Origin of the sequence: Mycobacterium liflandii (assembly GCF_022354805.1) — a bacterium.
Classification (GTDB): Bacteria; Actinomycetota; Actinomycetes; order Mycobacteriales; family Mycobacteriaceae; genus Mycobacterium; species Mycobacterium marinum.
Genome location: NZ_CP023138.1, coordinates 147497 through 160570 on the forward strand (window position 1 = coordinate 147497; position 13074 = coordinate 160570).

A 13074-nucleotide genomic window follows, 5' to 3' on the forward strand; every position below is an offset into this window, starting at 1 on the left:
CGAGTTCATCGCAGCCCACCCTGCTCGCCGACCAGCGCCATCGCGTCATCCAGCTCACGCAGGTCGCTGGTATCCCAGGGCTCCGACCACCCCGCAACATCAAGCACTGCCGAAATCACCTGGCCAGTGAATCCCCAAACCAGCATTTGATTCAGCAGAAACGCCGGTCCGGCCCAGCGCCGGCTCAACGTACGCCGGTACACCATCAGCCGGTTGGCCGGATTGATGAAGGCTCGGACCGGAACTCGCGCCACGATCGCCGTTTCGGCCTCGTTGATGACGTTCACCGGACCGGGATCGGCCGAGTAGGCCAGGACCGGAACGACGTGGAAGCGCGAGGGCGCAATGAAGGTCCGCTCCATGGTGACCAGGGGATGAAGCCTGCTGACGTCGAGCCCGGTTTCTTCGTGGGCCTCACGCAAGGCGGTGGCAACCGGCCCGTCGTCGCCGGGATCGGACGCACCTCCGGGAAAGGCCGCCTGACCGGCATGGTGGCGCAACGTCGACGCTCGCACCGTCAGCAGCAGGTCGGCATCGGTGGGCACCCGGCCGTCGGCCGACTCCGGACCCGAGAACAGCACCAGAACCGCGGCATCGCGCTCGTCGCGACGCAACGATGCGGTCGAGCTGGCTGCGGTCACCATCGCCAACACGTCGGCCGGCAGCCGCCGCCGAACCGCATCGGGCACCCGATCGATGTTGTCGACCAGTGGGCGCAGCCAGGACGGACCGACCTCGGGAGTTAGGGCAACGGTCGCGTTCACCGGTGCCTCCTTGTCGGGCTGGTCGGGCCGGTCGGGCAGGTTAGGCCAAGCGCTCGTCACGCCGGGTTTCCGACCGCAGCCGCAATCTCGTCGGCGCTGCCGAAAGCTCGCGGCAGGGTTTGGGCCACGCTACCGTCCGGCCGCAGGAGCACAGTCGCGGGCATCACATTCGCGACCCCCAGCGCGGCCGCCACCTTGCGGCGGCCATCTTGCAGGGTCGGCAACCGAACGCCGAGGTCGGCCAATTCCACCAGTGCGGCGGCTTCATTCTCGTCCTGGTGAACGGTCAGCACGGTCACCTCGGATCCAACGCGTCGCTGGTACTCGGCCAACGCCGGCAATTCGGCCGTGCACTCCGCGCACCAATACGCCCACAGATTGAGCAGCACCCGGCGGCCGGCCACGGCGGAGGCGACATCGACGGGCGCACCGTTGGCCGCACATTCCACCACCACGCCCTGCAACCGGGCCGGGCCGGGACCAGCGCCGCCGGCCGGACAGGGCGGCAGGTTCGAGCGCCGTCGTGGCCCGGCCAGGGCAGCCGGCGTGTCAGCATCACGATGTTCGCGCGCGACCGGCGCACCGGTGTGCCCCGCCGGCCCGGAACCCTCTCGCAGCTGGGCGGCCAACGCGATTATCAGCGCGACCACTACCGCCAGCACCGCAATGGTCCAGCGAGCCCCAGGTGTCAACCGCGTCAGCTCCGGCACTAGCGCGCGGTCACAGCCCGGCCATGGCCAGTAGGTGCTCGGTCTCCGGACCCTGCACGAGTGGTGCGGCGAGCAGCGGCTCCGTAGGACCGAGCCCATAGGAGGGGCAATCCTTGGCCAGCACGCACACGCCGCACGCCGGTTTGCGAGCGTGGCAGACGCGGCGGCCGTGGAAGATCACCCGGTGGCTCAACAGCGTCCACTCCTTGCGCTCGATCAGCTCGCCGACCGCGTGTTCCACCTTGACCGGGTCTTCTTCGGCGGTCCAGCGCCACCGTCGCGCCAGTCGGCCGAAGTGAGTGTCCACGGTGATCCCGGGAACGTCGAAGGCATTGCCCAAGATGACGTTGGCCGTCTTGCGCCCGACCCCGGGCAGCGTCACCAGCTCCTCCATGGTGGCCGGCACCTGGCCGTCGAACCGCTCGACGAGAGCTTGCCCGAGGCCGATGAGAGAGTTCGCCTTGTTACGATAGAAACCAGTGGGGCGGATAAGGTTTTCCAATTCGGCGCGATCGGCCTGGGCGTAATCCAGCGCCGTCTGGTATTTCACGAACAAGTCCGGCGTCGTCAAATTCACCCGCTTGTCCGTGCTCTGCGCCGAAAGAATCGTGGCCACCGCCAACTCCAGCGGCGAGGTGAAGTCCAGCTCGCAGTACACGTGGGGAAACGCTTGTGCCAGTTTGCGATTCATCCGACGCGCCCGCCGCACCAAGGCTGTCCGGGTCTCTTCGGACCAGCGCTTGGGTAACTTGGGGTGGACGCATTCGCGGTGGGCTTGGACCCCCCAGACACCTTTGCCACGCTCACCTACGACAGAGTACTGATTTCGTGATCTCGCTGAGACCTGGTGTTGATTCGAAGCCGTGTTTACTCTCCTTGTGTCATGGTTGCTGGTCGCGGGTATTCCGGCGTTGCTGATTCTGACGACGCTCGGTCTGGGTCGGCTGGAGGTAGCGCTGTCCGACGACACCGTGAGCGCTTCCGACGTCGCCGAGTTTCTCGACCACGCTCGGGCCGTCGACGTACGCACGTTGGCCCGCGAGGGGATGCCCGAAGCATTGGAATATCTGCATCGGCGCCAAGCGCTGGCTCTCAGCGACGCCTCGGCGCCAAGGGCCCTGACCGGGAAGCATCACGCCGTGCCTGGGGTGGAAGGCGCGTTCAACCACCTGCACGCCCAGTTGCGGACCAATCCGCAGTTTACGTCGACCCGACACGTGAATCGTGTGTAGCGTTGGCACGTCGTACTGATTGGCATAACCTTTAGACTCGGCAACGGTCAACAGATTGGCCCGCCCATATCACTTCGTTGGAAAGCTGAAGAGGCAACGTGGACGAGATCCTGGCAAGGGCAGGAATCTTCCAAGGGGTTGAACCCGGCGCGGTCGCAGCATTAACCAAACAACTGCAGCCCGTTGACTTCCCCCGCGGACACACGGTTTTCGCTGAAGGTGAGCCCGGTGATCGGCTGTACATCATCGTCGCCGGCAAAGTGAAAATCGGACGTAGGTCGCCGGACGGCAGGGAGAACCTGCTGACCATCATGGGACCGTCCGACATGTTCGGTGAGCTGTCGATCTTCGACCCCGGACCTCGGACCTCCAGCGCGACCACAATCACCGAGGTGCGGGCGGTGTCAATGGACCGCGACGCGCTGCGGGCATGGATCGCCGATCGGCCGGAGATCGCCGAGCAGCTGCTGCGGGTTCTGGCCCGCCGGCTGCGCCGGACCAACAACAACCTGGCCGACCTCATCTTCACCGACGTGCCCGGCCGGGTGGCCAAGCAGCTGTTGCAGCTCGCGCAGCGCTTCGGCACCCAAGAGGGCGGCGCCATGCGGGTCACCCACGACTTGACTCAGGAGGAGATCGCCCAGCTGGTGGGCGCTTCCCGGGAAACGGTCAACAAGGCGCTGGCCGACTTCGCACATCGGGGCTGGATCCGCCTGGAGGGCAAGAGCGTGCTCATCTCGGACTCCGAACGGCTGGCCCGCCGAGCCCGCTAGGACTGGCTCCCGGCTTGGTGCAGATGGTTCAGCTGCACCTGAACCGACCACTCGGCGGCATCCCAGAGCTTCTCGTCGACGTCGACGTAGACGTGTTCGACGATCTGGCGAGCGCTGGCTTGCTCGCCGAGTTCCCGTAGCGCCGAGCGAACCTGCTCGAGCCGCTCCTGGCGGTGCGCCAGGTATCCCTGCGCGACGATCCGAATGTCGGCCAGGTCCGGCCCATGGCCGGGCAGGACCATGCGCGGCCCCAGACCGCGGAGCCGATGCAGCGATTCCAGGTATTCGGACAGGCTGCCGTCCTGCTTGTCCAGGACGGTCGTCCCCCGCCCCAACACGCTGTCGGCGGTGAGCACGGCATCCTCGAGCACGAACGACAGCGAGTCCGCGGTGTGTCCCGGGGTGGCCAACACGGTGATTTTCAGCCCGCCGGCATCGATGACCTCGCCGTCGCTCAACGCCACCGGGTCACCGCGCAGGAACTGGGGATCGGCGGCGCGCACGGGCGCACCGGTGCGCTCGAACAGCTTGTCGATGCCGTCGGTGTGATCGCCATGGCGGTGACTGATCAGCACCAGCGCGATGCGGCCCAGCGCGGCGATTCGGGCAATGTGCTCGTCGTCGGCCGGGCCGGGATCGACGACAACCAGTTCGTCACTGCGTGGGCCGCGGAGCACCCAGGTGTTGGTGCCCTCCAGGGTCAGCAGACCCGGGTTATCGGCAACCAGGACCGAGGCAAGGTCGGTGACCGGCCGTAACCGGCCGTGTGCAGGATGCGTCAGCGACCCGGCTGTCTCGGACACGGCGGCTAGCCGACCTCCACGATCAGCTCGACCTCCACCGGGGCGTCCAACGGCAACTCCGCGACACCGACCGCCGAACGCGCGTGCACGCCCTTGTCGCCAAACACCTCGGCAAGCAGATCCGAGGCACCGTTGATGACGTTGGGCTGACCGTGAAAGCCCGGCGCGGAGGCGACGAACCCGACGACCTTGACCACCCGGGTCACCGAATCGATGTCCACCAGGGAGTTCACCGCGGCCAGCGCGTTGAGCGCGCAGACACGCGCCAGCGCCTTACCTTCCTCCGGTGTGACGTTGGCGCCAACCTTGCCGGTGCCGAGGAGCTTTCCGGCTTCCAAGGGCAGCTGCCCCGCGGTGTAGATGAGATTGCCGGTTCGTACCGCGGGGACGTAGGCCGCCAGCGGCGCCGCCACCTGCGGAAGCGTGATACCCAGTTCGGCGAGCCGGGATGTAGCGTTCATCAGAATCAAGACCCTTTACTTCTACTTCGGACGCTTCAGGTAGGCGACGTGCTGCTCACCGGTTGGGCCGGGCAGCACCGCCACCAGCTCCCAGCCATCGGCTCCCCATTGATCGAGGATCTGTTTGGTGGCGTGCGTGAGCAGCGGAACCGTCGCGTACTCCCATGTGGTGGATTGGGTCATAGCGCGAGCTTATCGGTCGAACTTGAAAACCTTCGGCCAGGCCGGTTCCCATACGGGCCGGTAGGGCTAGCATGCGATGGTGGCAAACACATCTAGCGGCAGCGGTTCCGTCGGGTGGCCATCGCGCTTGTCGAAGGCCCGCTTGCACTTTGTAACCGGCAAGGGCGGCACCGGAAAGTCCACGATCGCGGCGGCTCTCGCACTTACCCTAGCAGCGGGGGGCCGCAAGGTCCTTCTCGTCGAAGTCGAAGGGCGCCAAGGCATTGCGCAGCTCTTCGACGTTCCGCCGCTGCCATACCAAGAAGTCAAGATCGCGACCGCCGAACGTGGCGGTCAGGTCAATGCACTGGCGATTGACATCGAGGCCGCCTTCCTGGAGTACCTCGAGATGTTCTACAACCTGGGCATCGCGGGCCGGGCAATGCGCCGGATCGGTGCCATCGAATTCGCCACCACGATCGCACCCGGCCTGCGTGACGTGCTACTCACCGGAAAGATCAAAGAGACGGTGGTCCGCGTCGACAAAAACAGGCTGCCGGTCTATGACGCGATCGTTGTCGATTCGCCCCCGACCGGCCGGATCGCGCGCTTCCTCGACGTCACCAAGGCCGTCTCCGACCTGGCCAAGGGCGGGCCGGTGCATTCGCAGGCCGAGGGCGTGGTGAACCTGCTGCACTCCGACCAGACCGCCATCCATTTGGTGACCCTGCTGGAAGCGCTGCCCGTGCAGGAGACGCTGGAAGCCATCGAAGAACTGGCCGAGATGGAATTGCCGATCGGCAGCGTGATCGTGAACCGAAATATTCCGGCCTATCTGGATCCCGGGGACCTCGCCAAGGCCGCCGAGGGAGACGTTGACGCGGACTCGGTGCGGTCCGGGCTGGCAATGGCCGGAATTGAGCTCGCGGATGCCGATTTCGCCGGGCTGCTGACCGAAACCATCGAACACGCGACCCGAATCACCGCGCGTGCCGAGACGGCGCAGCAACTCGACGCCCTGCAAGTGGCGCGACTGGAACTACCGACAATCTCCGATGGAGTCGACTTGGGCAGCTTGTACGAGCTTTCGGAATCACTTGCACAGCAGGGGGTTCGATGAGTAGCGTGCCGAAAACTCTTGACATGGCGGCCATCTTGGCCGACACCGCCAACCGTGTGGTGGTGTGCTGCGGGGCCGGAGGCGTCGGCAAGACCACCACCGCTGCGGCGATCGCGTTGCGAGCGGCCGAATATGGCCGCACCGTGGTCGTCCTGACCATCGACCCCGCCAAGCGACTGGCACAGGCGCTGGGCGTCAATGATCTCGGCAACGTGCCCCAACGAGTGCCGTTGGCCCCCGAGGTCTCCGGTGAGCTGCACGCGATGATGCTCGACATGCGCCGAACGTTCGACGAAATGGTGATCCAGTACTCCGGATCCGAACGGGCACAATCGATTCTGGATAACCAGTTCTATCAAACCGTCGCTACGTCCCTTGCCGGCACGCAGGAATACATGGCAATGGAAAAGCTGGGACAGCTGCTGGCCCAGGACCGGTGGGACCTGGTGGTGGTGGACACCCCGCCGTCGCGCAATGCTCTTGATTTCCTGGATGCACCCAAGCGCCTGGGCAGCTTCATGGACAGCCGCCTGTGGCGGCTACTGCTCGCTCCCGGCCGAGGCATTGGCCGCTTGGTGACGGGCGTGATGGGCCTGGCCATGAAGGCCATGTCGGCGGTGCTCGGTTCGAGGATGCTCGGCGATGCGGCCGATTTTGTGCAGTCACTGGATGCGACCTTTGGCGGCTTTCGGGAGAAGGCCGACCGGACCTACGCCCTGCTGAAGCGCCGCGGCACCCAGTTTGTGGTGGTGTCGGCGGCCGAACCCGACGCGCTGCGCGAGGCGTCGTTCTTTGTGGACCGACTCTCGGAAGAAAGCATGCCGCTGGCCGGACTGGTGTTGAACCGCACCCATCCGACCCTGTGCGGGCTGCCGGTCGAACGGGCCATCGACGCAACCGAAACTTTGGACGAGGAGCACGCCGATTCGGAGACGGCCGCGCTGACGGCGGCGGTGCTGCGCATCCACGCCGACCGGGCACAGACAGCCAAGCGCGAGATTCGGTTGCTGTCCCGATTCACCGGGGCCAATCCGCATGTGCCGATCATCGGCGTGCCGTCGCTGCCATTCGACGTTTCCGACTTGGACGCCCTGCGCGCACTCGCCGATCAGATCACCGCCGCCGGCAATGGCGGGGGCGCTACGCCAGCCCGTTAGGACCGACCGCGACGGTCGGGCCAATTGGGCACACGCCAGTTCCTATTGGGCACAAGACAATTAGAGTGCATCCAACCGGCGCGTGTAACAAAAAAGTAATCAGGAAGGGACTGCCCGCCGTTGCGCTGACCCCCGGTCACGTGCGCTCTATCCGACGTTGCGGCGCTTGCGCTTCTCGAAGTAGTCCGACCACGAGACCACCTCGGGATGCTGCTTGAGCAGCGCCCGGCGTTGCCGCTCGGTCATGCCGCCCCAGACGCCGAACTCGACCTTGTTGTCGAGCGCGTCGGCGCCGCATTCCTGCATCACCGGGCAGTGCCGGCAAATCACCGCGGCCTTGCGCTGTGCGGCACCACGAACAAAGAGTTCGTCCGGGTCGGTAGCCCGGCAGAGCGCCTTTGATACCCAGTTGATCCGTTCTTCAGCCTCGCCAGTGCTCAGTAGGTTCTGAGCCGACGTTAGGTTTGCCCTTCCATCAACAGGACGAATTCCCGACACGAGCTGATCCCTTCCTCCCAGCCGCTTACGCGACCGCCCACCTCGGGTACCAGCCGATGTTGCGACAAACGACACACTGTCCACATCGGTGTTACCTGAATCTCACTGCGTATATAAGTTAGGTGGTCAGCTGGCAATTGCGCAACAGTCCGATAACGGATTTTTTGGGACGATCGTCCCGAGTTGTGCCAATCGGCCGGGGGAAACAGTCCGCCTTGGTCCCCGTTTTTGCCCCTGACCTGTGACGCGAGCGCAAATATTGGCTCTCCCCCCGGCGACACGCCGGCCCACCTCGGGCAAAAAGTTTTTTTCGATCGCGCGGCGCGGAGGCGTGACAAGGGGGCCGCTACTGTAGTACGCATGTCCGAGCGTCCCCCGGCCGCACTCACCCTGCTCAAGCTCTCAGGGTTCTGTCTGCTCGCCAGCATCGTCGCCGCGGCGCTGATGTTTCCCTTTGCCGGCGGCATCGGTCTGATGTCCAACCGGGCCTCCGAAGTAGTGGCCAACGGGTCGGCGCAGCTGCTGCAGGGCGAAGTCCCCGCGGTATCGACCATGGTCGACGCGAAGGGCAACACGATCGCGTGGCTGTATTCGCAACGCCGCTTCGAGGTCCCCAGCGACAAGATCGCCAACACCATGAAGCTGGCGATCGTCTCGATCGAGGACAAGCGCTTCGCCGAACACAACGGCGTCGACTGGAAAGGCACCCTGACCGGGTTGGCCGGCTACGCCTCGGGCGACCTCGACACCCGGGGTGGGTCCACGATCGAGCAGCAGTACATCAAGAACTACCAGTTGTTGGTGACGGCCCAGACCGACGCCGAGAAGCGGGCGGCCGTCGAAACCACCCCGGCGCGCAAGCTGCGCGAGATCCGCATGGCCCTCACCCTCGACAAGACCTTCACCAAGCCCGAGATCCTGACCCGCTACCTGAATCTGGTGTCCTTCGGGAACAACTCATTCGGCGTGCAGGACGCGGCCCAGACCTACTTCGGCATCAACGCTTCGGAGCTGAACTGGCAGCAATCCGCGCTGCTGGCGGGCATGGTGCAGTCCACCAGCACGCTCAATCCCTACACCAACCCCGACGGTGCGCTGGCACGGCGCAACCTGGTCCTCGACACCATGATCCAGAACATCCCGTCGGAGGCCGACGCACTGCGCGCCGCCAAGGCCGAGCCGCTGGGGATCCTGCCGCAACCCAATGAGCTGCCCCGGGGCTGCATCGCCGCGGGCGATCGCGCCTTCTTCTGCGATTACGTCCAGGAGTACCTATCGCGCGCCGGAATCAGTAAGGAACAGCTGGCCAGGGGCGGCTACCTGATCCGCACCACGCTGGACCCCGACGTCCAGGTCCCGGTCAAGGCGGCCATCGACAAGTTCGCCAGCCCGACCCTGCCCGGCATCTCCAGCGTGATGAGCGTCATCAAGCCTGGCAAGGAGTCTCACCAGGTGCTCGCGATGGCCAGCAACCGTAAGTACGGCCTGGACATCAACGCCGGCGAAACCATGCGACCGCAGCCGTTCTCCCTGGTCGGCGATGGCGCCGGGTCGATCTTCAAGATCTTCACCACGGCCGCCGCCCTGGACATGGGCATGGGCATCAATGCCCAACTCGACGTACCGGGCCGGTTCCAGGGCAAGGGCCTGGGCAGCGGTGGGGCCAAGGGCTGCCCCAAGGACACCTGGTGCGTGATCAACGCCGGTAACTACCGAGGTTCCATGAGCGTGACCGACGCGCTGGCCACCTCGCCCAACACCGCCTTCGCCAAGCTAATCTCGCAGGTCGGTGTGTCGCGCACCGTGGACATGGCCATCAAGCTCGGACTGCGCTCCTACGCCAATCCCGGCACCGCCCGCGACTACAACCCGGACAGCAACGAGAGTCTGGCCGACTTCGTCAAGCGCCAGAACATCGGTTCCTTCACCCTGGGCCCGATCGAGGTCAACGCGCTGGAACTGTCCAACGTCGCGGCCACCTTGGCCTCGGGTGGCGTGTGGTGCCCACCCAACCCGGTCGACAAGCTGATCGACCGCAACGGCAACGAGGTTGCCGTCACCACCGAAACATGTGACCAGGTGGTGCCCGAGGGCCTGGCCAACACGCTGGCCAACGCGATGAGCAAGGACGCGGTGGGCGGCGGCACGGCGTCGGGTTCGGCCGGCGCGGCCGGCTGGAGCCTGCCGGTGTCCGGTAAGACCGGCACCACCGAGGCCCACCGGTCGGCCGGATTCGTCGGCTTCACCAACCGGTACGCGGCCGCGAACTACATCTACGACGACTCGACCAATCCGACGGATCTGTGTTCGGGGCCGCTGCGCCATTGCGGCAACGGCGACCTGTACGGCGGCAACGAGCCGGCCCGTACCTGGTTCACCGCGCTGAAGCCGATCGCCACCGACTTCGGCGAGGTGCAGCTGCCGCCCACCGATCCGCGCTATGTGGACGGCGCGCCCGGCTCTCGGGTACCCAGCGTGGCGGGTCTGGACGTGGACCAGGCACGCCAGCGCCTCAAGGAGGCGGGATTCCAGGTCGCCGATCAACCCAACGCGGTCAACAGCAGCGCCCGATACGGCGAGGTGGTCGGCACCTCCCCGAGCGGCCAGACCATCCCCGGGTCGATCATCACGATCCAAATCAGCAACGGCATCCCGCCGGCACCGCCGCCGCCGGAAGGTGAACCGCCGCCCCCGGTCGGGTCGCAGGTCGTGGAGATTCCCGGCTTGCCGCCGATCACGATTCCGCTGCTGGCACCGCCGCCTCCCTAAGGGCCTCCCGAGGGCCTCCCCGGGGGATCTGGTGGCGGCACGAGCGAGCAGTCGGCAACCGGCAGTATCCTGCCTGCATGGCTTATGCCCAACCACCGATCACCAAGCTGCTCCCCGGGCCGCTTAGCGGCCGGCATCGGGCCGCATCCGTCCTACTGCGCGGCAGTGCCGTAGCACTCGGCACGACGGTCGCCGGGATCGGCTATGCCTCGCTCATCGAACGCAACGTGTTCGTGCTGCGCGAGGTCACGATGCCGGTCCTGAGCCCGGGCTCCACGCCGCTGCGCGTGCTGCACCTCAGTGACCTTCATATGCTGCCCAACCAGCGACGCAAACAAGCCTGGTTGCGCGAGCTGGCCAGCTGGGAGCCCGATCTGGTGGTCAACACCGGAGACAACCTGGCCCACCCCAAGGCGGTGCCCGCGGTCGTGCAAACCCTGGGCGACCTGCTGTCCCGGCCGGGGGTGTTCGTTTTCGGCAGCAACGACTACTTCGGGCCGCGCCTGAAGAACCCCGCGAACTACTTGATCAACCCCGGCCACCGGGTTCGCGGCGAACCCCTGCCCTGGCAGGATCTGCGCGCGGCGTTCACCGAGCGCGGCTGGCTCGACCTCACCCACACCCGGCGCGAGTTCGAGGTGGCCGGCCTGCACATCGCGGCGGCGGGGGTGGATGACCCGCACATCAATCGGGACCGCTACGACGCGATCGCGGGCCCGGCGAGCCCGGCCGCCAACCTGCGGCTGGGGCTCACCCACTCTCCGGAGCCCCGGGTGCTGGACCGCTTCGCCGCCGACGGCTACCAGCTGGTGATGGCGGGCCACACCCACGGCGGGCAGCTGTGCCTGCCGTTCTACGGGGCCCTGGTAACCAACTGCGGGCTGGATCGCACCCGGGCCAAGGGCGCATCCCAGTGGGGCGCGAACATGCGCCTACACGTCTCGGCCGGGATCGGCACGTCCCCGTTTGCCCCGGTTCGCTTCTGCTGCCGACCCGAGGCGACCCTGCTGACGCTGATCGCCGCCCCGATGGGCGGCCGAGATTCCAGCAGCAACCTGGACCGCTCCCAACCAACCATGTCGATCCGTTGAGCGGGCAGGCTCGCGTTGCGGTCCGCAGTCTGGCCCGGGATTGGACGGACAATGCTGTCCGGCTGATCGAGGCAGACGCCCGCCGCAGCGCCGACACACACCTGCTGCGCTACCCGCTGCCCTCGGCGTGGAGCAACGACGCGAACGTCGAGTTGTATCTCAAGGACGAGACGACTCACATCACCGGCAGCCTCAAACACCGGCTGGCTCGGTCGCTGTTCCTGTACGCGTTGTGCAACGGCTGGATCGGCGAGGGCACCACGGTCGTCGAGGCGTCCTCGGGTTCCACGGCCGTCTCCGAGGCGTATTTCGCGGCCCTGCTGGGTCTGCCGTTCGTCGCCGTGATGCCGGCCGCGACCAGCGCCTCCAAGATTGCGCTGATCGAGGCTCAAGGCGGCCGGTGCCATTTCGTGGAGAACTCCAGCCAGGTCTACGCCGAGGCCGAGCGGGTCGCCAAGGAAACCGGCGGCCACTACCTGGACCAGTTCACCAACGCCGAGCGTGCCACCGACTGGCGCGGCAACAACAACATCGCCGAGTCGATCTTCGCCCAAATGGGCGAGGAGCAGCACCCCATTCCGGAATGGATCGTGGTGGGGGCGGGCACCGGCGGCACCAGCGCGACGATCGGGCGCTACATCCGCTACCGCCGGCACACGACCCGACTGTGCGTGGTGGACCCGGAGAATTCCGCGTTCTTCCCCGCCTACGCCGAGGACCGCTACGACATCGTGATGCCCAAGTCTTCTCGGATCGAGGGCATCGGCCGCCCGCGTGTTGAGCCGTCGTTTCTGCCCGGTGTGGTCGACTGTATGGTCTCTGTCCCCGATGCCGCCTCAATCGCGGCAGCACGCCACGTGAGCGCCGTTCTGGGCCGTCGGGTGGGTCCGTCCACGGGCACCAATCTGTGGGGCGCGTTCGGCCTGCTGGCCGAGATGGTCGCCGACGGCCGCAGCGGCTCGGTGGTCACCTTGCTCGCCGACAGTGGCGATCGCTACGCCGAGACCTATTTCAACGACGAATGGGTCAGCGCTCAGGGGCTGGATCCGACCGATCCGGCCCAGGCCTTGGTCGAGTTCGAGCGCTCGTGCGCCTGGAACTAGCCTCTGGCCAGCTGTTTAGTGAGTTGGTGGGCCGGTGCGATAGGCTGTCGTGGCTTCAAGCGGGGTGTGGCGCAGCTTGGTAGCGCGCTTCGTTCGGGACGAAGAGGCCGTGGGTTCGAATCCCGCCACCCCGACTCAGGTCATCGCAGGTCTGTCTCGGCTCTTAGCCACTAGACGACATGCCAGTGGGCCAGTGCGAATAGCACCGCGACCCAGCCTGCCGACATGACCAGGCCGGCGATCGCCTCGGCTCGGCCCTGATCCGATTTCTTGCTGTCGACCAGCGCGGCGATCGCGCAGATGACGCTCAAAACGACCGCACCGACCATGCCGAAAGCCAGCGCGGCCGAAGCATAGACGTTCGTCTCGCGGACCGGCGCCGCCGGCGAAGCGGATGCGGACTGCAGGTCGATGGTGGTCATGGCTGCTGT

The 13074-nt window shown here is 66.2% G+C and carries 15 protein-coding genes and 1 tRNA gene; 8 read left to right on the top strand and 8 right to left on the bottom strand.

Translation table 11 applies throughout. The features are described 5' to 3' along the window. Nucleotides 1-5: 5 nt before the first annotated feature. Genes CKW46_RS00740 through nth form a run of 3 tightly spaced genes read right to left on the bottom strand, consistent with a single transcriptional unit; the run spans nt 6 to nt 2165 of the window. Entirely contained in the window at nt 6-803 is a 798-nt protein-coding gene (locus CKW46_RS00740) for an NUDIX hydrolase (protein ID WP_036451171.1), read from the bottom strand. Nucleotides 804-820: 17 nt separating this feature from the next. Then, the gene (locus CKW46_RS00745) at nt 821-1465 is read right to left on the bottom strand and encodes a TlpA family protein disulfide reductase (RefSeq protein WP_482053494.1); all 645 of its coding nucleotides are present in this window, start codon (nt 1463-1465) and stop codon (nt 821-823) included. Between the two features lie 19 nt (nt 1466-1484). Further along, nucleotides 1485-2165, bottom strand: a complete 681-nt coding sequence (nth, locus tag CKW46_RS00750) for an endonuclease III (protein WP_020726845.1) — start codon at nt 2163-2165, stop codon at nt 1485-1487. 172 nt (nt 2166-2337) lie between these two features. Between nth and CKW46_RS00755 the strand changes: the two genes are divergently transcribed. Together CKW46_RS00755 and crp are read left to right on the top strand one after the other, a co-directional pair. Then, nucleotides 2338-2706, top strand: coding sequence for a hypothetical protein (locus tag CKW46_RS00755; RefSeq protein ID WP_012396680.1), 369 nt, complete (start codon nt 2338-2340; stop codon nt 2704-2706). Nucleotides 2707-2804: 98 nt separating this feature from the next. Next, nucleotides 2805-3479 carry a cAMP-activated global transcriptional regulator CRP gene (crp, locus tag CKW46_RS00760; RefSeq protein ID WP_012396681.1) on the top strand — a complete coding sequence of 225 codons (675 nt, stop codon included), beginning with the start codon at nt 2805-2807 and terminating at the stop codon, nt 3477-3479. On the opposite strand, the gene CKW46_RS00765 is transcribed toward crp, so the two are convergent. The 3 genes from CKW46_RS00765 to sp36 are packed head-to-tail and all read right to left on the bottom strand — an operon-like array spanning nt 3476 to nt 4926. Continuing rightward, nucleotides 3476-4282, bottom strand: coding sequence for an MBL fold metallo-hydrolase (locus tag CKW46_RS00765; RefSeq protein WP_015357501.1), 807 nt, complete (start codon nt 4280-4282; stop codon nt 3476-3478). The genes crp and CKW46_RS00765 overlap by 4 nt on opposite strands. 5 nt (nt 4283-4287) lie before the next feature. After that, the gene (locus CKW46_RS00770; RefSeq protein ID WP_011741882.1) at nt 4288-4743 is read right to left on the bottom strand and encodes a RidA family protein; all 456 of its coding nucleotides are present in this window, start codon (nt 4741-4743) and stop codon (nt 4288-4290) included. 21 nt (nt 4744-4764) lie between these two features. After that, on the bottom strand, nt 4765-4926 hold the full coding sequence (gene sp36, locus CKW46_RS00775) for a Sp36 family protein (protein ID WP_012396683.1): 162 nt from the start codon (nt 4924-4926) through the stop codon (nt 4765-4767). A gap of 76 nt (nt 4927-5002) precedes the next feature. Between sp36 and bagA the strand changes: the two genes are divergently transcribed. Together bagA and bagB are read left to right on the top strand one after the other, a co-directional pair. After that, entirely contained in the window at nt 5003-6025 is a 1023-nt protein-coding gene (gene bagA / locus CKW46_RS00780) for an ATPase BagA (protein WP_012396684.1), read from the top strand. Continuing rightward, nucleotides 6022-7182: an ATPase BagB gene (bagB, locus tag CKW46_RS00785; RefSeq protein WP_117437278.1), complete on the top strand. Its 1161-nt coding sequence runs from the start codon at nt 6022-6024 to the stop codon at nt 7180-7182. The genes bagA and bagB overlap by 4 nt, the downstream gene beginning before the upstream one ends. Nucleotides 7183-7329: 147 nt before the next feature. Here the strand turns inward: bagB and CKW46_RS00790 are convergent, their stop codons facing one another. Beyond that, nucleotides 7330-7680, bottom strand: a complete 351-nt coding sequence (locus CKW46_RS00790; protein WP_117437279.1) for a WhiB family transcriptional regulator — start codon at nt 7678-7680, stop codon at nt 7330-7332. Nucleotides 7681-8040: 360 nt separating this feature from the next. Between CKW46_RS00790 and ponA2 the strand changes: the two genes are divergently transcribed. The 4 genes from ponA2 (at nt 8041) to CKW46_RS00810 (ending at nt 12777) form a co-directional block, all read left to right on the top strand. Continuing rightward, nucleotides 8041-10449: a transglycosylase/D,D-transpeptidase PonA2 gene (gene ponA2 / locus CKW46_RS00795; RefSeq protein ID WP_015357502.1), complete on the top strand. Its 2409-nt coding sequence runs from the start codon at nt 8041-8043 to the stop codon at nt 10447-10449. A 77-nt stretch (nt 10450-10526) separates the two neighbouring features. Continuing rightward, nucleotides 10527-11540 (top strand): metallophosphoesterase, encoded by a 1014-nt coding sequence (locus CKW46_RS00800; RefSeq protein ID WP_015357503.1) that lies wholly within the window; start codon nt 10527-10529, stop codon nt 11538-11540. Then, nucleotides 11537-12643: an L-cysteine desulfhydrase Cds1 gene (cds1, locus tag CKW46_RS00805; RefSeq protein ID WP_012396688.1), complete on the top strand. Its 1107-nt coding sequence runs from the start codon at nt 11537-11539 to the stop codon at nt 12641-12643. The genes CKW46_RS00800 and cds1 overlap by 4 nt, the downstream gene beginning before the upstream one ends. Nucleotides 12644-12703: 60 nt before the next feature. Then, a tRNA-Pro gene (locus tag CKW46_RS00810) sits at nt 12704-12777 on the top strand. A gap of 36 nt (nt 12778-12813) precedes the next feature. Here CKW46_RS00810 and CKW46_RS00815 read toward each other — a convergent pair. After that, a complete protein-coding gene (locus CKW46_RS00815; RefSeq protein ID WP_020726850.1) occupies nt 12814-13065 on the bottom strand; it encodes a hypothetical protein in 252 nt (83 codons plus the stop codon). Nucleotides 13066-13074 lie beyond the last annotated feature (9 nt).